15 protein-coding genes and 2 tRNA genes are annotated in these 20,600 nt (G+C 69.2%); 11 read left to right on the forward strand and 6 right to left on the reverse strand.

Translation table 11 applies throughout. The features are described 5' to 3' along the window. Positions 1-4 precede the first annotated feature (4 nt). The gene (gene pepN / locus FDF13_RS09560; protein WP_137319443.1) at positions 5-2,665 is read right to left on the reverse strand and encodes an aminopeptidase N; all 2,661 of its coding nucleotides are present in this window, start codon (positions 2,663-2,665) and stop codon (positions 5-7) included. 168 nt (positions 2,666-2,833) lie between these two features. Here pepN and FDF13_RS09565 point away from each other — a divergent pair, with 168 nt between their 5' ends. Continuing rightward, complete coding sequence (locus FDF13_RS09565; RefSeq protein ID WP_137319444.1) at positions 2,834-3,439, forward strand: DsbA family protein; 606 nt, start codon at positions 2,834-2,836, stop codon at positions 3,437-3,439. 67 nt (positions 3,440-3,506) lie between these two features. Beyond that, the gene (locus FDF13_RS09570) at positions 3,507-3,974 is read left to right on the forward strand and encodes a ribose-5-phosphate isomerase (RefSeq protein ID WP_137319445.1); all 468 of its coding nucleotides are present in this window, start codon (positions 3,507-3,509) and stop codon (positions 3,972-3,974) included. 76 nt (positions 3,975-4,050) lie between these two features. Here FDF13_RS09570 and FDF13_RS09575 read toward each other — a convergent pair whose 3' ends face one another. Beyond that, entirely contained in the window at positions 4,051-4,806 is a 756-nt protein-coding gene (locus FDF13_RS09575) for a CPBP family intramembrane glutamic endopeptidase (protein WP_254668972.1), read from the reverse strand. A 214-nt stretch (positions 4,807-5,020) separates the two neighbouring features. Between FDF13_RS09575 and FDF13_RS09580 the strand changes: the two genes are divergently transcribed. Both FDF13_RS09580 and FDF13_RS09585 read left to right on the forward strand, forming a co-directional pair. Further along, positions 5,021-6,619: an amidohydrolase gene (locus tag FDF13_RS09580; RefSeq protein ID WP_175406939.1), complete on the forward strand. Its 1,599-nt coding sequence runs from the start codon at positions 5,021-5,023 to the stop codon at positions 6,617-6,619. A 32-nt stretch (positions 6,620-6,651) separates the two neighbouring features. Beyond that, entirely contained in the window at positions 6,652-8,247 is a 1,596-nt protein-coding gene (locus tag FDF13_RS09585; RefSeq protein ID WP_137319447.1) for a sodium:solute symporter, read from the forward strand. A 71-nt stretch (positions 8,248-8,318) separates the two neighbouring features. Here FDF13_RS09585 and FDF13_RS09590 read toward each other — a convergent pair. Further along, positions 8,319-8,389 (reverse strand) — tRNA-Gly (locus FDF13_RS09590). Positions 8,390-8,517: 128 nt separating this feature from the next. On the opposite strand from FDF13_RS09590, the gene FDF13_RS09595 reads away from it, so the two are divergent. Next, positions 8,518-8,591: transfer RNA gene (locus FDF13_RS09595), tRNA-Pro, on the forward strand. Between the two features lie 70 nt (positions 8,592-8,661). Here the strand turns inward: FDF13_RS09595 and FDF13_RS09600 are convergent. After that, positions 8,662-9,708, reverse strand: coding sequence for an NAD(P)-dependent alcohol dehydrogenase (locus FDF13_RS09600; protein WP_137319448.1), 1,047 nt, complete (start codon positions 9,706-9,708; stop codon positions 8,662-8,664). 302 nt (positions 9,709-10,010) lie between these two features. On the opposite strand from FDF13_RS09600, the gene tig reads away from it, so the two are divergent. From tig to clpX, 4 genes are all read left to right on the forward strand, one after another. Next, positions 10,011-11,576, forward strand: coding sequence for a trigger factor (gene tig, locus FDF13_RS09605; RefSeq protein WP_175406940.1), 1,566 nt, complete (start codon positions 10,011-10,013; stop codon positions 11,574-11,576). A gap of 298 nt (positions 11,577-11,874) precedes the next feature. Continuing rightward, the gene (locus FDF13_RS09610) at positions 11,875-12,498 is read left to right on the forward strand and encodes an ATP-dependent Clp protease proteolytic subunit (RefSeq protein ID WP_137319450.1); all 624 of its coding nucleotides are present in this window, start codon (positions 11,875-11,877) and stop codon (positions 12,496-12,498) included. 20 nt (positions 12,499-12,518) lie between these two features. Then, the gene (locus FDF13_RS09615; RefSeq protein ID WP_137319451.1) at positions 12,519-13,166 is read left to right on the forward strand and encodes an ATP-dependent Clp protease proteolytic subunit; all 648 of its coding nucleotides are present in this window, start codon (positions 12,519-12,521) and stop codon (positions 13,164-13,166) included. 245 nt (positions 13,167-13,411) lie between these two features. Beyond that, complete coding sequence (clpX, locus tag FDF13_RS09620) at positions 13,412-14,692, forward strand: ATP-dependent Clp protease ATP-binding subunit ClpX (protein WP_137319452.1); 1,281 nt, start codon at positions 13,412-13,414, stop codon at positions 14,690-14,692. A gap of 70 nt (positions 14,693-14,762) precedes the next feature. Here clpX and FDF13_RS09625 read toward each other — a convergent pair whose 3' ends face one another. Both FDF13_RS09625 and valS read right to left on the reverse strand, forming a co-directional pair. After that, complete coding sequence (locus tag FDF13_RS09625; RefSeq protein WP_137319453.1) at positions 14,763-15,452, reverse strand: AIM24 family protein; 690 nt, start codon at positions 15,450-15,452, stop codon at positions 14,763-14,765. An 89-nt stretch (positions 15,453-15,541) separates the two neighbouring features. Continuing rightward, a complete protein-coding gene (valS, locus tag FDF13_RS09630; protein ID WP_137319454.1) occupies positions 15,542-18,202 on the reverse strand; it encodes a valine--tRNA ligase in 2,661 nt (886 codons plus the stop codon). Positions 18,203-18,284: 82 nt separating this feature from the next. Between valS and FDF13_RS09635 the strand changes: the two genes are divergently transcribed. Continuing rightward, positions 18,285-19,454 (forward strand): acyltransferase, encoded by a 1,170-nt coding sequence (locus FDF13_RS09635; RefSeq protein WP_137319455.1) that lies wholly within the window; start codon positions 18,285-18,287, stop codon positions 19,452-19,454. Between the two features lie 179 nt (positions 19,455-19,633). Then, positions 19,634-20,386 carry an SDR family oxidoreductase gene (locus FDF13_RS09640; protein WP_137319456.1) on the forward strand — a complete coding sequence of 251 codons (753 nt, stop codon included), beginning with the start codon at positions 19,634-19,636 and terminating at the stop codon, positions 20,384-20,386. The last annotated feature ends 214 nt before the right edge of the window (positions 20,387-20,600 follow it).

Here is a 20,600-nt window from a genome sequence, read left to right on the forward strand (position 1 = left end):
CGCCTCAGCTCCCGGCCGCCGCCTGGCAGCGCAGGGTGCGCTCGGCGGTATCGAGGTTCTCCCGCATGAGTCGCAGCAGTCCCTTCGGTGCGGCCGGGTGCGACTGAAGCCACGCGCGCGTCGCGATGACCGTGGACTGCGAGGCCGGCGGGTAGAGCTCGAGGGTGAAGAGCTGTGCGATCTCCAGGGTGCGGGTCTCCCACCAGCCGGCGACGCGGTCGAAGTACTCCGCGGCGAACGGTTCGAGCGGTGCGAGCGCGGCCACCGGTTCTCCCGACTCCGTCTCCAGGCCCAGGCGGAACCCCCGGGCGATCGCCTGCGCGGTCGCATTCGGCAGCGACCGGTCGTCGACCAGGCGCGTGAACGCCGTGCTCTTCGCCTCCGGGGTGGCCGGGGCGGCGAGTGCGGTCTGCGCGCTGCGCCGCCCGGTGGCGGTGTCGTCCTCGGCCAGCCAGCGTTCGACCCCGGCGGCGTCGAGGCGCCCGGCGGCGGCCAGCGCGACGACGACCGACCAGCGGAGGTCGGTGTCGAGGCTCAGCCCCGGCAGCGGTTCGTCCTGCCCGTCGAGGACCGCGGCGAGCTCGTCGAGCTGCTCCGGGGTGCAGGCGTGGGCGGTGAAGCCCTGGAAGAACTGGAGCTGCTGGTCCGAGCCTGCGGGCGCGGCATGCATCATCCGCTGCAGGGCGGCGGCCACCTGTGCGCGGGCCTGCGGCCGATCGGCCGGCGGCAGGTAGGCGGTGAGCGCGGTGGTGAGCTGGCGCATCTGCACGAGCAGACCGGTCGAATGGGTGACAGCGGGCAGATGGGTGCACAGCATGTCGATGTAGGCGCGGGCGGAGAGCTCCCCGTCGCGCACCATGTCCCACACCGTGGAGAGCACCATGAGCTGGGTGAGCGAGTCGGTGAAGCCGCTGAGGTGCTCCATCGCGGTGCGCAGGCTGAGCTCGTCGAAGCGGACCTTCGCATAGGCGAGGTCGGCGTCGTTGACCACGACGACGACGGGAGCCGCCTCGACCCCGGCGTGCCCGGTCCCGGCGCGCTCTGCGCCGGTGCCCCCGGTCCCGGTGAGCGGCACCTGCGCGGTGGGGCCGTCGATGTCGATCTCGTGGAACTCCGTACGCGCGAAGATGCCGTCGGTCCCGAGGGAATAGAGGCCGACCCCCATGCGCTGCGGGCGCAGGCTCGGCACGGGCTGCCCCGGCAGCTCGACCGGCGTCTGCTCGATCGACAGCGCGGACACGGTGCCGTCGGCGGCGCGCTCGAGCCGCGGCCGCATGAGGGTGACCCCGGACTCCTCGAGCCACAGGGCCGTCCACGCCGAGAGGTCGCGACCGGAGGCCTCGGCGAGCTCGACCATGAGATCGGAGAGCTCGGTGTTCGACCAGGCGTGCGACTCGAAGTACCGCTGCACGCCGGTGAAGAACTCCTCGCGTCCCACCCAGGCGACGAGCTGCTTGAGCACCGATGCGCCCTTGGCGTAGGTGATGCCGTCGAAGTTGACCTCGACGTCGGCGAGGTCCTCGATCGGCGCGACGATCGGGTGGGTGCTCGGCAGCTGGTCCTGCCGGTAGGCCCAGGCCTTCTCCAAGGTGGCGAAGGTCGTCCACGCATCGGTGAACTCGGTCGCCTCCGCGGTGGCGAGCGTCGACATGAACTCCGCGAAGGACTCGTTGAGCCACAGGTCGTTCCACCAGCGCATCGTCACGAGGTCGCCGAACCACATGTGCGCGAGCTCGTGGAGGATCGTCACCGCGCGGCGCTCGACCATCGCCCGGGTGGGGCGGGAGCGGAACACGTAGTTCTCGAGGAAGGTCACCGCACCGGCGTTCTCCATCGCCCCGGCATTGAATTCGGGGACGAAGAGCTGGTCGTACTTCTCGAACGGGTACGGCGTGCCGAAGATGCGCTCGTAGAACTCGAAGCCCGCGCGGGTGATGTCGAGGATGTCGTCCGCGTCGAGGTGCTCGAACAGCGAGGCGCGGCAGTAGACGCCGAGCTCGACGTCCTCCCCGTCGGAGCTGCGCAGGGAGGAGAACACGCCGCGGTAGGGCCCGGCGATGATCGCGGTGATGTAGCTTGAGATCGGCGGCGTGGGGGCGAACTGCCAGGTGCTCAGGCCGGTGGCGTCGATCCCGAGCCGGGCGGCCGGCTCCGCGGCGTCCCCGGCCTGCGGGGTGGGGGAGTTCGACACGACGGTCCAGTGGTCCGGGGCGAGCACGGTGAAGGAGAAGGACGCCTTGAGATCGGGCTGCTCGAACACCGGGAACACGCGGCGGGCGTCGGGCACCTCGAACTGCGTGTAGAGGTAGGTCTCGTCGTCGACCGGGTCGACGAATCGGTGGAGGCCCTCGCCGGTGTTCATGTACGCGAAGCGGGCGTCGACGGTGAGCACGTTCTCCGCGGCGAGCCCCGGCAGCTCGATCCGGCCCGGGGTGACGAGCGCGGTCGGATCGAGCTCCTCGCCGTTGAGGGTGATCGACTCGACGTGCGTGGTGATCGCGTCGATGAACGTCGCAACGCCCTCCTCGGCGGAGAACGTCACCCGCGTCACCGAGCGGAAGTCCTCGCCCTGCCCGTCGAGCACGAGCGTGATGTCGTAGGACTGGACGGAGAGCAGCGCGGCGCGGGTCTGCGCCTCGGCGCGGGTGAGGTTGTGCTGCGGCATCGATGGGCCTCCCGGGCGGGTCGGGTGTGGAATGATCACTGCTGGATCATTGTTCCACGAAGTGCGGACGCCGCCGCCGAGGCGCGGGGCCCCGCGACCCACCGTCACCGTTGCGCGCGGGAGCGGGCCGGAGAGCCGGACCCGCGGGCCCGCAGAGAGGACCGATCGATGTCGACGACCACCCTGGACTTCTGGTTCGACCCCACCTGCCCCTGGGCCTGGATGAGCTCCCGCTGGGCGCTCGAGGTCGAGAAGGTCCGCGACGTCGAGGTGCGCTTCCACGTCATGAGCCTCGCGGTGCTCAACGAGGGCCGGGACCTGCCCGAGGACTACCGCGCCAAGATGGATCGGGCCTGGGGCCCGGTGCGCGTGATCGTCGCCGCCGCGGACCAGCACGGCGAGGACGTCGTCCCTGCCCTCTACACCGCGATGGGCACCCGGATCCATCCCGGCGGCAGCACCGACTACGCCGCGGTCATCGCCGAATCGCTCGCCGAGGTCGGCCTGCCCGCCGAGCTCGCCGCCGCAGCGGATTCCACGGACTACGACGAGCAGCTGCGCGCCTCGCACCAGGAGGGCATCTCCAAGGTCGGCGAGGACGTCGGCACCCCGGTCGTCGCGGTCGGCGACACCGCGTTCTTCGGCCCCGTGGTCACCCCGGCGCCCAAGGGCGAGGCGGCCGGTACACTGTTCGACGGAGTGCTCGCCGTGGCCTCCACGCCCGGCTTCTACGAGCTCAAGCGCACCCGGACCGAGGGCCCGATCTTCGACTGATCGGCACCGGTGGCCGCACGACCGCGGAGCCGCGGCCCGACCGACGGCTTCGATCGATGGGGGAGACATGAGAGTTCATCTGGGCAGCGACCACGCCGGCTACGAGTTCAAGGAGACGCTCAAGCGCCACCTGGCCGAGGGCGGGCACGAGGTCGTCGACCACGGCGCGCTCGAGTACGACGCGCTCGACGACTACCCGGCGTTCTGCATCGCGGCCGCGCAGGGCGTGGTGGCCGACCGCGAGTCCGGTCTCGACTCGCTCGGCGTGGTGATCGGCGGCTCCGGCAACGGCGAGCAGATCGCGGCGAACAAGGTGCGCGGGGCCCGTGCGGCGCTCGCCTGGAACACCGACACCGCGCAGCTCGCCCGGCAGCACAACGACGCCTGGGTGGTGAGCGTGGGGGCGCGCCAGCACCCCGAGGCCGAGGCGCTCGCGATCGTCGACGCGTTCCTCGCCGAGCCGTTCTCCGCCGACGAGCGCCACGAGCGCCGGATCGGGATCATCCGCTCCTTCGAGGACACCGGCACCGTCTGACCCCACCCCGAGACAGCGATATCCTGCGGTTCCTGAGAACGGAACCGCAGGATATCGCTGTCTCGGCACCAGCAGGTCAGTACCAGAAGATCGGGATCCACTCCGGGTGATGGGCGTGGACGATGGTGAGGAACACGATGAAGTCGAACAGCAGGTGCACCGTGATCGTGTACGGCAGGGACTTCGTGCGGGTGAAGATCACCGCCTGGACGAGTGCGAACGGGATGGTGAGCAGCGGCCCCCACGACTGGTAGCCGAGCTCCCACAGGAACGACACGAAGATGATCGAGGTGAGCACGTTCGCGGTCCAGAACGAGAAGTGGCGGTAGAGGAGCGCGAAGATCGTGCAGATGAAGAAGAGCTCGTCCCAGATGCCGACGGCGTTGACACCGAGGAACAGCCGGATGATCTCGCTCAGGGTCTCCACCGCCGGCCAGTTCTGATAGACCCCGGAGGAGATGAAGTAGCGCGGCAGGATGAGCCAGCCGAGGAACAGGACTGCGAACAGCCAGCCCCATTCGAGCTTCGACCACGGGCGGCCCTGACGGCGCGGGAACACGATCGCCCGGTTTTTGTACCCGTACCGGCTGATGACGTAGGGGATGATGACGGCCCCGGACAGCACGACACCCATGAGCGCGATGTTGCCCCAGGTGATGTCCGCCTCGACGGAGATCAGGCTGATGAGGCCGAGCGCGAGCGCGATGAGCAGCAGGTCGCGGCCGAGCGAGGCCGCCGCGACGAACCCGAGCGCGACCCCGGCGACGAGTGGGAGATAGCCCCAGTCGGACATGAAGCCGAAGAGCAGCACGGCAGCGATGGAGACCAGCAGGGTCGCGAGCGACCCGAGCGAGAACGCACCGTGCCGGCTCGGGTGGGCGCTGCCGGGGGACGCTGTACGGGATTCGAAGGATGAGCTCACCGTCCCAGTGTCGCAGGTCGGGCCGCCGGGCACGGCGACCGGGGCTTCGGCACCGGCCCAGCACTGTGCTCCGACGGTCGGATCACCCGTGTTACCTTGGTCACACGTCGACGAAGGAGAGCATGTGACCGTCAGGATCTTCGCCAATGCCCGGGTGTTCGAAGGGGATTCGTTCTCGCCACCGCGGACCGTCACGGTGGTCGACGGCCGGGTCCGCTCGATCGACGAGGCCGCCCCGGACTGGACTCGGGCCGACCCCGACTCCCGGACCGTCGACCTCGCCGGGCAGTACCTGCTGCCCGGCTTCATCGAGAGCCACGGCCATCCTGCGATGCTCGCGCGAACGCTTCTCGAGGTCGATGTGACGCCGCAGAGCGCGGGGTCGATCGCCGCGATCCAGGACGCGGTCGCCGCGGCCGTACAGGATCCTCCGGCCGACGGCTGGATCCGCGGGGCGGGCTGGCTCGATGGCTACCTCGACGACCGGAGGGTCCCCACCCGGCAGGATCTCGATGCGGTCGCCCCCGATCACCCGGTCGTCCTCATCCGCGGCTGCCGGCACATCGCACTCGCGAACTCGAAGGCGCTCGAGCTCTCGGGGATCGACGCGAGCACCGCGGACCCGGCGGGCGGACGGCTCGTGCGCGACCCCGACACCGGGGAGCCCACCGGGATCCTGCAGGAGGCCGCCCAGGACCTCCTGCAGATTCCCGCCTACACCCCGGAGATGCTCGAACGCGGATTCGCGCTCGCCCAGGCGAAGTTCGCCGAATGGGGAGTCACCACCGTCAACGACATGTCCACGGGCTCTGCGGAGATGCGCCTCTACACCGCCCTCAACCGCGCCGACCGGCTCGGCGTCCGGGTCCGACCGTGGCTGTGGGCGCTCGACCAGATGGGGATGAAGGGGCTCCTGTCCGCCGCGGTGGGCGCCGGGATCACCTCGGGCCTCGGCGACGACATGGTCCGGATCCAGGGAATGAAGTTCGTGCTCGACGGGGGAGTCGGAGGCCAGACCGCCGCGCTGACATGCCCCTATGAGCACAGCGACGAGACCGGGATCCTCTACTACGACGACGAGGAGATCACGGCGGCCGTGCGTCGCGCGCTCGAGCACGGCCTGCGTCCGGCGATCCACGGGATCGGGGACGCCGCGATCGACCAGGCGCTGCGTGCGCTCGAGGGCACCGGCCTGATGGGCCGGGTCGAAGAGATGCGGGCGCGGATCGAGCACTGCACCCTGCCGAGCGACGAGAACCTCGATGCGCTCGCCCGCCACGGCATCATCGCAGCCTCCTCCGTCGGGTTCGTCTATCACATCGGCGACAGCTACCTCGACGTCCTCGGAGCCGAGCGGATGGAGCGGGTCTACCCCCACCGCACCTTCATCGATCGGGGGATCGTGGCACCGGGCAACTCCGATGTCCCTGTCACCAACGGCAATCCGTGGGAGGGGATCTACGGCGCCGTGACCCGGAAGAGCTCCTCGGGCCAGGTGCTCGACACCGTGCAGAACATCACCGTGGCCGAGGCGCTCGCCGCCTACACCTCGCTCGCCGCCTATGCGACGTTCGAAGAGGACACGCTCGGCACGATCGCCGTCGGAGCGCACGCGGACTTCGGCGTCTACGAGCGCAGCCCGTTCGAGGTCGACGTCGAGGAGCTCAAGGACTTCACCCCGACCGGGGTGTACCTGGCGGGGGAGCCCGTCTCACCGAACTGACGCCCACCGGACACCGCCGAGAGGACGCACTCATGCTCTATTCAGGAGACCAGCAGGTCATCCTCACCGTCATCACCATCGCCTATTTCTTCTTCCTCATCGGGGTCTCGGTGTGGATCGGACTCAAGCAGATCAAGACCTACGAGGACTACAACGTCGCCTCGCGCAGCGTGACGCTGTTCCCCCTCATCCTCACCTACGTCGGCACCGCGATCGGCGGCTCGATCCTGCTCGGCCTCATCACCAACGGCTATTCGCTCGGCATGGGTCAGCAGTGGTTCAACGCCGGCATCATCCTCGCCAGCGTGCTCATGGCGGTCTTCTTCATCAAGCGCATCCGGGTGCTCGGGGAGAAGAACAACTATGTGACGATCGGCGACTTCACCGCGCACCGCTTCGGCTCCGCGGCCCGCATCCCGACGACGATCGCCGTGCTCACCGCCTACTGCGCGATCACCGGCATGCAGTTCGTGTCGATCGGCCTCATCCTCAACCTCATCGCCAACATCCCCATGACCGCGGCGATCATCATCTCCGCCGTCATGCTCACGATCAAGACGGTGTTCGGCGGGCTCAAGGCCGTGGTGTGGCAGGACGCGTTCCACGGCACCCTGCAGACCATCGCGGTGTTCGGGCTGTTCGTCCTCGTCCTCGTCGTCGCCGGGGACTTCAGCCAGGTGCAGGCCAACGCCGAGGCCCAGGGGCTCGGTCAGCTCATGGATCCGATGGGGATCGGCTTCGCCGAGGTGGCCGTCTACGCGCTCACCGTCGGCGCCTACCAGCTCGTCCGGCAGGACCTGTGGCAGCGCGCCTGGGCGGGCAAGGACCTCCAGACGGTGATCAAGGGGTACTGGATCGCGCTGGCGCTCATGACCGCAACGATGGTCATGGTGATCTGGATCGGCGTCTGGGCCCGGTTCGGCATCGGACTCGAATCCGAGGACCCGACCCTCGTGTACTACGAGCTCATCGCCGAGCTGCTCCCCTTCGAGGTCGTCATCATCCTCATCGTCGCTCTCATGGCGACGGTGATCTCGTGCGCGGACTCGTTCTTCATGTGCGGCGCGTCGTCGATCGTCAACGACGTCATCAAACCCCGACTGGCCAAGGACACCTCGCAGAAGGCGCTCCTGCGCTGGAGCCGGATCGCGGTCGTCATCACTGCGGTGATCGCGCTCGTCCTCGCGCTCGCGGTGCCGGTGCTCGTCGAGCTGTGGGTGACCGGAACGGCCATGCTCGTGTCCGGCCTCCTGTTCCCCGCCATCGTCGCCCTGTACTTCACGCGGGTCTCGGGCCGCGGGGCCATCATCTCGATGTGGGTCGGACTCGTCGTGTCGATCGGCTGGACCCTGCTGGGCGGGCCGTTCGGCATCCACCCGGTGTTCCTCGGGTTCCCACTGTCGATCGCCACGTACCTCGTGTTCCACTTCGTCGACCGCAGGCGGCTCGTCGAGTTCGCCGGACTGCCGCCCGAGGAGACGCGCCTGGTGCTCGATTCCGAGCGGTCGGACGGCGCGGGAGACGAGGCGAGCGGGACCGGAGGCACGGATGCGGGTGCGCGTGGAGATGGCCGGGCGGCCGGCACCTCGGCGGCTGCGTCCATGGAACCGGGCCGTCGCCCGCAGTGACCCCGCCGGGTCCCGAGGTGGGTACCCGAGAATGCAGAAGCGCCGCTGTCACCAGCGGCGCTTCTGTTGCGAGGGGATGACGGGAATCGAACCCGCACCATCAGTTTGGAAGACTGAGGCTCTACCATTGAGCTACATCCCCGAATGTGCGAGACCGACTCTAGACCAGAGGCGGGCGGTTTGGCAAAACCTGCATCCCCATCGGCCCGGGTGATCCGGCCCGGGTGATTAGGGCAATCGAGAACGCCTGACTATGATTCGAGGGGACCCCGGGGTGTAGCGCAGCTTGGTAGCGCATCTGCTTTGGGAGCAGAGGGTCGCAGGTTCAAATCCTGTCACCCCGACGGCGGAGGGCCCGCGGACCGATCGGTCCGTGGGCCCTCGTGCATCGCCGGCTCCCGACGATCAGGCTCCTCAGCTGCTGTGGGGGACCACGACGGCGCGGGCGGACAGCTCGCCGGCCTGGAGCCTCCGGTACGCCTCGAGCCCGTCGTCGAGCGAGAAGCGCTCGACCTCCGGCACGATCTGACCGGCGCGGTACATCGCGACGACCTCGTGGAGGTCCTCGATCGTGCCCCAGTACGTGCTCGTCAGCTCCGCTTCGTAGGGCGCGGTGAAGAACGACCAGGGGTGTGCGCCGCCGTCGATCCCGACGATCGTCACCCGGCCCTGCACCGCGACCGAGGCCATCGCGACCCCGATCGTCGGAGCCGCGCCGACGAAGTCGAACACCGCGTCCACCCCGCGACCGCCGGTGAGCTCGCGGATCCGATCGACCTGATCGTCCCCGCCCGGCACGGTCACCGCACCGTACTTCTCCGCCTGGGCCATCGCCTCGGGCTTCATGTCGGTGGCGATGATCGTCGCACCGGTGAGCGCGCGGAGGATCTGCACCCCGATCTGACCGAGCCCGCCCAGGCCGATGACGAGCGCGGTCTTCCCGCCGCCGGCCAGGTGCGGCAGCGCGAGCTTGATCGCGTGGTACGGGGTGAGGCCGGCATCGGACAGGGGAGCGGCGGCCACCGGGTCGGCGTCGCCGAGCGGCACGAGGTTGCGGGCGGGGACGGACACGTACTCCGCCATCCCGCCGTCGCGGCCCAGCCCGATGCCCATGTAGGGGTTCTTCGCCTGGTTCTCGCAGTAGGTGTCCTGGCCGCGCGAGCAGGCCTTGCACCGGCCGCATCCCACCGGCCCGTAGACGAGGTGGGCATCGCCCTTCTCGAATCCCTCGACGCCGGGCCCGACCTCCTCGACCCAGCCGGAGTTCTCGTGGCCGAGCACGAAGGACGGGGGCACCCGTCCCGGGGTGTCCTCCTCGAACACGTCGTAGATCGCGACATCGGAGTGGCAGGCACCGGCGCCGGCGACCTTGAGGAGCACCTCGCCGGGTCCGGGGGTGGGCCGGTCGATCTCCTTGAGGGTGGGGAAGGTCTTGTAGTTCTCGAACACGATCGCGCGCATGTGTGCCTCACTCCTGTGGATGCTTTCCGGTGCGGGCCGACATCGCCGACCCGATCGCGGCCGCCGGGCCCTCGGGTCCGGGAACCGCGATCACGTCCGCCCTAGATCGACGCATGCGCGCATGCGCGTGCGTTCGGATCGTCGACATCCGGTGTTCACTCCGTGGTCGGGCGGGTGGCCGCCGCGGACCCTGCTACGGCGGATTTTCGCCCGTCGAACGGTCTGGGATAGGCTGTAGGGCGGTCTGCAATCCGGCGAGTAAGCCGGATCCCCCTACCTTCTGTCCCAACGAGAGGTTTACTGTGAAGAGCTCCGTCGAGAACATCGACCCCACGCGGGTCAAGCTCAGCGTTGAAGCGCCCTACGCCGAACTCAAGCCGAGCATCGACGCGGCGTATAAGGAGATCGCCAAGCAGGTCTCCATCCCCGGATTCCGCCGCGGCAAGGTCCCTGCGCGGATCATCGACCAGCGCGTCGGTCGCCCGGCGGTCCTGCAGGAGGCCGTGAACAACAGCCTCGACGACCTCTACCGCAAAGCCATCGACGAGCACGAGCTCCGCCCGCTCGGCTCGCCCGAGGTCGAAGTCACCGCGATCCCCGGCCTCGACGGCACGGAGGAGGGTGACCTCACCTTCACCATCGAGGTCGACGTCCGCCCCGAGATCGAGCTCCCCGCCTACGACACCCTGAGCGTCGAGGTCGACACCTTCGAGGTCTCCGACAAGGACGTCGAGAAGGAGCTCACCGACCTCCGCAGCCGCTTCGGCACCCTCAAGACCGTCGACCGCCCGGCGCAGAAGGACGACTTCGTCACCCTCGACCTCACCGCCACGGTCGACGGCGAAGAGGTCGACTCGGCTTCCGACATCTCCTACCAGGTGGGTGCCGGCACCATGCTCGAGGGCATGGACGAGGCGCTCGACGGGCTGTCCGCCGAGGAGGAGACCTCCTTCGAGTCCACTCTCGCCGGGGGCGAGCACGCCGGCAGGGCCGGCCTCGTCGCGATCACCCTCAAGGCCGTCAAGGAGCGCGAGCTCCCCGAGGCCGACGACGATTTCGCGCAGCTCGCCAGCGAGTTCGACACGATCGACGAGCTCAAGGCCGACCTGCGCGAGCAGGCCGCGAAGCAGAAGGAGTTCGACCAGGGCGTGCAGGCGCGCGACAAGGTCCTCGAGCTCCTCATCGAGAAGCTCGATGTCCCCGTCCCGGCCAAGCTCGTCGAGGACGAGGTGCACCGCCACCTCGAGCAGGAGAACCGGCTCGAGGACGACGAGCACCGCGCCGAGGTCACCGCGGAGACGGAGAAGACCCTGCGCACCCAGTTCGTGCTCGACGCGGTCGTCGAGGCCGAGAACGTCGACGTCTCGCAGCCGGAGCTCATCGAGTACATCATCTCCGCGGCCCAGCAGTACGGCATGAACCCCAACGAGTTCGCGCAGGCGCTCGACTCGAACAACCAGGTCCCGGCCATCGTGTCCGAGGTTGCGCGCCGCAAGGCCCTGGCCGAGGTGCTCGCCGGGGCGAAGGTCGTCGATGCCGACGGCAGCACCGTCGACATGACCGCGTTCACCACCGCCCCGGGTGAGGACGAGGAGGACTCCGAGGAGGTCGAGGCGGCTGTCGAGTCGACCGACGCCGAGGCGGGGTCCGACTCCGGCGAGAAGGCCGACTCCGAGGAGAAGGCCGAGAAGAAGGCCCCGGCCAAGAAGGCCGCTCCGAAGAAGTCCGCGAAGAAGGACGACGCCGAGGCCGATGCCGAGGACGCGCCCAAGAAGAAGGCGCCGGCGAAGAAGGCCGCCGCCAAGAAGCCGGCGGCCAAGAAGGCCGCGGCGAAGAAGGACGAGAAGGCGGACTCCGACTCCGAGTGAGTTCGCGCCGGTCCGCTGCGAGGCGGTCCGGTCACCCGACGGCGGGCACGGTGCACACCGTGCCCGCCGTCGTCGTCCGGGCACTCTCGTGTCACCTCGCTCTGGCCCATTCCGGGCCCGGGGGCAGACGCCTTCCGGACGGTTCGGCGCGTGCTGCCGCGCGTGCAGCGTCCGGCCCGGTCACGGCCGCGCCGGGGCCGATCACGCTGAGGGCGAACACCGGACGGTCGGGGACTAAATCCCCGGATGCAGCGGTTAGAGTCCAGTACAGGACAGCAACAGACAACAGGAGTGAAACGTGAGCACACACGAGTTCGCCTCACCGGTTTCCGCAGGCGGAACCGGGGGACTGGGCCTCGATGACCACATCTTCAACCGCCTTCTCAAGGAGCGCATCATCTGGCTCGGCTCGGAGGTGCGGGACGAGAACGCCAACATGATCTGTGCTCAGATGATGCTGCTCGCCGCGGAGGACCCGGACAAGGACATCTGGCTCTACATCAACTCGCCCGGCGGCTCGGTGACGGCCGGCATGGCGATCTACGACACCATGCAGCACGTCAAGCCCGACGTCGGCACCGTGGCCATGGGCATGGCCGCCTCGATGGGACAGTTCCTCCTGTCCTCGGGCGCCAAGGGCAAGCGCTTCGCCACCCCGCACGCGCGCATCCTCATGCACCAGCCGCTCGGCGGGATCGGCGGCACGGCCACGGACATCAAGATCCAGGCCGAGCTCATCCTCCACATGAAGAAGCAGATGGCCGAGCTCACCGCCGAGCAGACCGGGAAGTCGCTCGAGCAGATCCTCAAGGACAACGACCGCGACCACTGGTTCACCGCCGAGGAGGCCCGCGAGTACGGGTTCATCGACCGGGTCATCACCGGCTCGGAGGACATGTCCGGCGAGTCCGCGCTCAACTGAAGAACCAAGGAGTCAGAAGAATGACGAATCTCTCACCGTGGGCCGCCGCCGGCCAGATGCCGACCTCGCGCTACGTCATGCCGCAGTTCGAGGAGCGCACCCCGTTCGGCTTCAAGCGGCAGGATCCGTACACCAAGCTGTTCGAGGACCGCGTGATCTTCCTCGGCGTGCAGGTCGACGACACGTCGGCCGACGACGTCATGGCCCAGCTGCTCGTCCTCGAGTCGCAGGACCCCGACCGCGACATCACCCTCTACATCAACTCGCCGGGCGGCTCGTTCACCGCGCTCACCGCGATCTACGACACCATGCAGTACGTCAAGCCGGAGATCCAGACGGTGTGCCTGGGCCAGGCGGCCTCCGCGGCAGCCGTGCTGCTCGCGGCGGGCACCAAGGGCAAGCGCCTCGCGCTGCCCAACGCCCGCGTGCTCATCCACCAGCCGTCCATGCAGGGGCAGGGGCACGGGCAGGCCTCGGACATCGAGATCCAGGCCGCCGAGGTGCTGCGCATGCGGACCTGGCTCGAGGAGACCCTGGCGTCCCACTCGAACAAGACGGCCGAGCAGGTGTCGAGCGACATCGAGCGCGACCTGTTCCTCACCGCCGACCAGGCGCTCGACTACGGTCTGGTCGACCAGGTGCTGACCTCGCGCAAGGCCGTGCGCTGAGGATCGGTCTCCTCCCCGACGCCGCGAACGGCGCCGGGGACCCGGGCGCGGACCGCAGAGGTCCGCGCCCCGTCGCGCACCCGGCGCCGTCGCGAAGACGGCCGTCGCCGGCCACGGGCCCGGTTCCTCGACACGCCTCCGGAGCCGGGTCCGGCGCCGTGTCAGCGGGATGTGGAATGCTGATGAGGTGTTCATCCGAACAGGGATAGTCGTGGGGGCAGATGCCCCGCTGAAAGGTTGTGACAGTGGCTCGCGGAACTGAGGGTGCTGACCTGCTCAAGTGCAACTTCTGCGGGAAGTCCCAGAAGCAGGTCCGGAAGCTCATCGCCGGGCCGGGCGTCTACATCTGCGATGAGTGCATCGGCCTGTGCAACGAGATCATCGAGGAGGAGCTCAACGAATCGACCGCAGAGCTCGAGGAGACGGAGCTGCCCCGCCCGCGCGAGATCTACGACTTCCTCCAGGAGTACGTCGTCGGCCAGGAGCCGGCGAAGAAGGCCCTCGCTGTCGCGGTCTACAACCACTACAAGCGCATCCGCGCGCTCACCGACTCCGGGTCGGACGCGGATTCCGGCGTCGAGATCGCGAAGTCGAACATCCTCCTCGTCGGCCCCACGGGATCCGGCAAGACCTACCTCGCCCAGACCCTCGCGAAGCGCCTCAACGTGCCGTTCGCCGTGGCGGACGCCACCGCGCTGACCGAAGCCGGCTACGTCGGCGAGGACGTGGAGAACATCCTCCTCAAGCTCATCCAGGCCGCCGACTTCGACGTCGAGCGGGCGCAGACCGGCATCATCTACATCGACGAGATCGACAAGATCGCACGGAAGTCGGAGAACCCGTCGATCACCCGCGACGTGTCCGGCGAGGGTGTGCAACAGGCGCTGCTCAAGATCCTCGAGGGCACACAGGCCTCGGTGCCTCCGCAGGGCGGGCGCAAGCACCCGCACCAGGACTTCATCCAGATCGACACGACGAACGTGCTCTTCATCGTCGCCGGCGCCTTCGCCGGCCTCGAGGAGATCATCGCCTCCCGCAAGGGCAAGCACGGCATCGGCTTCGGGGCTCTCATCCAGTCCAAGCAGGACGAGGACGACCTCTACTCCGAGCTCATGCCGGAGGACCTGCTCAAGTTCGGGCTGATCCCGGAGTTCATCGGCCGCCTGCCGGTGCTCGCCACGGTGTCGAACCTCGACCGCGAGGCGCTCATGTCGATCCTCACCGCACCGAAGAACGCGCTCGTCAAGCAGTACCAGAAGATGTTCGAGTTCGACGGGGCGGAGCTCGAGTTCGAGCCTGAGGCGCTCGAGGCGATCGCCGACCTCGCACTGCTGCGCGGCACCGGTGCGCGCGGCCTCCGTTCGATTATGGAGGAGGTGCTCCAGCCGGTGATGTTCGACATCCCGAGCCGCGACGACGTCGGCTCCGTGGTCGTCACCAAGGCGGTGGTGGAGAGCAACGCCGCCCCGACGATCGTGCCGAAGAAGGACTCCGAACCCCAGCAGCGCAGGCCCAAGTCCGCCTGACCGGACAGCGGAGAACGGATGCCCGGCGTGGACCGCACGGTCCGCACCGGGCATCCGCTGTCTCCCCGGATTACTGCGTGGCGACGGCCTGACCGTAGCCCTCCGAGGGCTGCACGACGACGAAGCCGGGACCGTGGAACACGAGCTGGAAGCTCTCCCCGGACCCGCGGCCGAAGAACGACCCCACGCTCACCGCGGACTTGATGTTCGGCGCGAGGTTGGCCGACCAGCACACGGCGGCTTGCGGGTCGACGAAGGTCGGGGTGCGCGAGCAGTCGAGGATCATCGGATCGCCCTGGCAGCACACCGCAGCGGTGCCGGTCCCGGACATCTCGAGGTTGAACAGGCCGGCGCCGGCGGCGAGCGCTCCGACGCCCTTGATCCGCTTGATGTCCCAGGCGAGGTCCGCATCGAAGGCGAGCAGACTCGAGGAGTTCACTGTGAGGGCGTCCTGCTGGCCCTCGAGCTGCATCATGAAGATGTTCGCGGCCTGCCGGGCGAAGAACACCTCACCGTGGCCCTCGACCCGCATCATCGGGGTGTCCTCGTTCGTCATCGCCTTCTTGAGGAACTGACCGACGGACGAGGAGCCCTGGTGGGTGAACTCGACGTTGCCCTGGTAGGCGACCATCGCGCCCTTCGTGGCGACCATCGGGGCATCGGGGGTGACGAGCGCGCGCAGCATCTTGGACGACCGCATCGTCCAGCGCTGGTTGCTCTCCTGTTCGGCATTGCGCTTGGCAAAGAGTTCGCTTCGCATCAGGGGCTCCTCGTGACGACAAAGAAGGGGAGTGCGAGCAGGTGCTCGCACTCCCCAGACTAGATCCCCGGAACCCCGAGGACGAGACCTCAGCGTTGCGGATCCGCCACAGCGAACTCGACCTCGGTCACGGCGAGCTCCGCGCCCTCGACGGCACGCAGCTCCCAGTCCTTCACGCGGCCGGCGGCGCGCAGGTCCGCCTCGGCGCGTGCGATGAGCTCGATGATCCGCGGTTCGGCGGTGACGACGGCGCGGGTGATCTCCGTCTTCTGCGAGACCTTCGCCTCGGTCTTCGTCCGGCGCACCTCGCCGAGCACCGCGGCGACGTCGGCGAGCATGCCGGCCGGCGCCTCGGCGGCGGGGAACTCCGGCAGCGCCTCCGGCGCGGGCCATGCGGCACGGTGGACGGAGCCCTCCTGCCACCACGACCACACCTCTTCGGTGACGAACGGGGTGATCGGTGCGAAGAGCCGCAGCAGCACGTCGAGCGCGGTGGCGAGCGTGGCGTGGGCCGACAGCTGCGCGGCCTCGCCGTCCGCCCCGTAGGAGCGGTCCTTGACGAGCTCGACGTAGTCGTCGGTGAACTCCCAGAAGAACGACTCCGCGGCGCGGAGCATGTGCGAGTAGTCGTAGGCGGCCATGTGGGTGCCGCAGTCGGCCACGGTCGCCCGCAGCGCGGTGAGCAGCGCCCGGTCGAGCGGCTCGGTGACGAGGTCCGCCCGGCCCACGAGGCCTGCGTGCACGCCCTGCGCGAGCGCGAACTTCGAGGCGTTGAGGAGCTTCATCGCCAGCCGCCGGCCGATCTGCATCTGCGCGACGTCGTAGGCGGTGTCGGCGCCGAACCGTGCGCTCGCCGCCCAGTAGCGCACCGCGTCCGGACCGAAGCCGGGCTTCGATTCCTCGAGGATGTCGCTCGGCACGACGACGTTGCCCTTCGACTTCGACATCTTCTTCCGGTCCGGGTCGAGGATCCAGCCGGACAGCGCGGTGCTGCGCCACGGCACGGAGTCGTTGAGCGAGTTCGCCCGGACGACCGTGGAGAACAGCCAGGTGCGGATGATGTCGTGACCCTGCGGCCGCAGGTCGAACGGGAAGACCGTGTCGAACAGCGCCTGGTCCCGCGACCAGCCCCCGACGATCTGCGGGGTGAGCGAGGAGGTCGCCCAGGTGTCGAGGACGTCCGGGTCGCCGGTGAAGCCACCGGGCTGATCGCGCTGATCCTCGCTGAACCCGGTGGGAGCCTGGGCCTGCGGGTCGACGGGCAGCGCGGCGTCCTCGGGCACGATCGGCGCGGAGTAGTCCGGGCTGCCGTCGGCGTCGAGCCGGTACCACAGCGGGATCGGCACGCCGAAGTAGCGCTGCCGGGACACGAGCCAGTCGCCGTTGAGGCCCTCGACCCAGTTCTCGTAGCGCGAGCGCATGAAGCCGGGGTACCACGTGACCTCGCGGCCGCGGGCGATGAGCGCATCGCGGAGCTCGGCCGAGCGCCCGCCGTTGCGGATGTACCACTGGCGGCTGGTGACGACCTCGAGCGGCTTGTCGCCCTTCTCGTAGAAGGGCACCGGGTGGGTGATCGGCTCCGGGTCGGCGAGCAGGTCGCCGGATTCCCGGAGGAGCTCGGTGATGTCCTTGCGGGCGGTGAAGGTCGTCTTGCCGGCGAGCTGCGTGTAGAGCTCGGCCGCATCGGCCTTGGGCGAGTCCGCGATCCACTTGGGGACCTCGCGGGCCAGACGCCCCTCGCGGGTGATCACGGGGCGGGTGGGCAGGTCGAGCTCGCGCCACCAGGTGACGTCGGTGAGGTCGCCGAAGGTGCAGACCATGGCGATGCCGGTGCCCTTGTCGGCCTTCGCCAGCTCGTGGGCGCGGACCTCGACGGACACGCCGAACAGCGGGGACACCACCGTGGTGCCGAAGTACGGCCGGTAGCGCTCGTCGTCGGGGTGGGCGACGAGCGCGACCACGGCGGGGATGAGCTCCGGGCGCGAAGTGACGATGACGATCGGGTCGGCGGAGGTGTCGGCGGTGCCGTCGGCGGCGGCCGGGTGGAATGCCACCCGGTGGTAGGCGCCCTCCTTCTCGCGGTCCTCGAGCTCGGCCTGGGCGACCGCGGTGCCGAAGGTCACGTCCCACATCGTCGGCGCATCGGTGGAGTAGGCGTGGCCGCCCGCCAGGTCGGCGAGGAACGCCCGCTGGCTCACCGCGCGCGAGGTGTCGTCGATCGTGCGGTAGGTGTACTTCCAGTCGACCGACAGGCCCACGGAGCGGAAGAGGTCCTCGAAGACCTTCTCGTCGTCGGCGGACAGCTGCTCGCACAGCTCGATGAAGTTCTGCCGGGACACCGGCACGAAGTCCCGCGGGTTCTTCGCCGGCTTGGCCGGCGGGGTGAAGCCCGGTTCGTGGGGCAGGCTGGGCTCGCACCGCACGCCATAGTAGTTCTGCACCCGCCGCTCGGTGGGCAGGCCGTTGTCGTCCCAGCCCAGCGGGTAGAACACGTTCTTCCCCGTCATCCGCTGGTAGCGGGCGATGATGTCGGTCTGGGTGTAGGAGAACACGTGCCCCACGTGCAGGGAGCCCGAGGCGGTGGGCGGGGGAGTGTCGATGGAGTAGACGGCGTCGCGCTGCGTGTCGGGGTCGAAGGCGTAGACGCCGGACTCACCCCAGTTCGCGTCCCACTTGTCCTTGAGGCCCTCGAGGGCCGGCTTGTCCGGGAGATGCACCGAGTCATGTGTGCGCGAGGCAGGTTGAGTCATAGTGCTCAGATTCTCGCACCGGTGCAGGTGCAATCCAAACAGGCGGCACCGTCGCGGCGCGCTGCCGTGGCACGATGGTGGCATGGCACTGCTCGGACGCGTGGGGGAGGACAACCCCCCGCCCACCTCGACCGGCTGGATGAACCCCGCCCGGTCGCTGGCGATCATCGCTGTCGTGGCGATCCACGCGATCGGCGACACCGTGGAGACCCGGTACACCGATCTCGGGACGAGCGCGTGGTGGCTCGCCAATGCGATCGACTCCTCCGCCCGCTGGTCCGTCCCGGTGTTCCTCATGATCGCCGGCGCGCTCGCCCTCGATCCGGCTAAGGGCGGCCGACCACGCGAGTTCCTCCTCAAGCGGGTCTTCCGGATCGGGATCCCGCTCGTCGTGTGGACCGTGATCTATGTCCTGTTCCGCCTCTACTACATGGGCGGTCGGGAGTCGGACTGGGATCCGATCCTCGCGATCGCCTCGGGCTCGCCGTTCGTCCAGCTCTACTTCCTCTACGTGCTCGCCGGGCTCACGCTCCTCACGCCGTTCATGCGGCTCCTGTCCACGCACGGCTCGCGGCGGGTCCAGTGGGGGACCGCGCTCATCCTGCTCGGGATCGGGATGGCCGACGGGATCTTCGCCTCGGCATTCGGGGTCGGGGAGTCCAACGCGGCCACCCGCTTCCTGCCGATGATGGGCTACTACGTGCTCGGCTGGGTGCTGCGCGACTGGATCCTCACCCGCCGGCAGGCCGTGATCGCCGCACTCGTGTTCGCCTCCGGTGTGCTGTCGACCTTCCTGTGGGCGGGGTTCGGCCCGGGGGAGAAGCCGTGGAAGTTCTCCTACGAGTACCTCTCGCCCATGGTCGTGGCGATGTCGCTCGCCGCCTACCTCCTCCTCCACTTCTCCATGCGTTCGGGGTTCGGGCTCCTCACTCGCCTCTATCCGTACTCCTTCGGCGTGTTCCTCCTCCACCCGCTGCTCCTGTTCCCCATGCGCGAACTCATCGGCGGCCCGTCGAGCCTCGGCGACGTCGCGCTCCACGGCCTCGTCATGCCGATCGTCTACACCCTCGTGTGCACCGTCCTCACGATGATCGCGCTGAGGACCCCGCTCGTGCGGGCCGCATTCGGGGAGGGGCGGCCGCCGCGCCGGTGGATGCGCCGACTCGCGGCCGAGGACTCCCGCGCCGACGGTGCGCCGGGCACCGGGTCGACCGGCGTCGGGCCCTCCGACCTCAGGACGCACGGGTGCTGAAGCGTGCGGGCCGGGGCCGAGGTGCGGGCGCCTCGGGCGTGCGAGGATCCTGCCGGGCCGCGGGCGCTTCGGGCACGGTTCCGCCCACCGGCGGCGCACCCCGGTAGGCTGGCCGCAGGACCGCCGAACCCGTGACCGCGGGTGACCGGGAACTCGACCACCAGGAACACGGAGGAGCCATGTCCACTCTGCGCGCAGTCGTCACCGGAGCGAGCTCGGGAATCGGAGCGGCCACCGTCCGCCGCCTCCGCCGGGAGGGGTGGGACGTCGTCGCCGTCGCCCGCCGCGAGGACCGGCTCGCCGAGCTCGCGGCCGAGACCGGGGCCGAGGTCGTCGTCGCCGACATGACGAGCGACGCCGACGTCGCCCGGATGGCCGAGCAGGTCGTCGCCGAAGGCCCCGTCAACGCGCTCGTCGCGAACGCCGGGTTCGCGCTCGGTACCGACACCGTGGCCGAGGCCGACGTCGACGGCTGGCGGCGGATGTTCGACATCAACGTCCTCGGCGTGGTGCGGTGCGTCAAGGCGCTGCTGCCTGCGCTCGTCGAGTCCGGGCGCGGTGACATCGTCGTGATGTCCTCGACCGCCGGCCACCAGGCCTACGAGGGCGGCGGCGGGTACGTCGCGGCGAAGCACGGCTCGCACTCGACGGCCGCGACCCTGCGCCTCGAGCTCGCTGGGCAGCCGGTGCGGGTCATCGAGATCGCTCCCGGCATGGTCGCCACCGAGGAGTTCTCCCGCAAGCGGCTGGGATCCCAGGAGAAGGCCGACAAGGTCTACGAGGGCGTGGAGAACCCGCTCACCGCCGAGGACTGCGCCGACGCCGTCGTCTACACGCTCACCCGGCCGCACCACTTCAACGTGGACCTCATGGTCATCCGCCCGATCGCCCAGGCCGCCCAGCACAAGGTCGCCAGGCACCAGGGCCTCTGAGGCCCGCATGGACTCCGGGGCGGGGTCCCGGCCGGCCCAGCGGGCTCGAACTGCGCGGTATCCGAATCCGCGCGCGCAATTGTGCGGCGGTCGTCGGATACCGCGCAGTTCGGCAGCGGGCGCGCGGTCGCGGCGGTGGACTGGACCCCGTGCGGCCGTGCGCTAGACTAAGGAACTGCGCTGATCCGGCCATCACCGGGGAGCATTCGGAAGA

The sequence above is a fragment of the Brevibacterium sp. CS2 genome, assembly GCF_005280295.1.
Lineage (GTDB): Bacteria > Actinomycetota > Actinomycetes > Actinomycetales > Brevibacteriaceae > Brevibacterium > Brevibacterium pityocampae.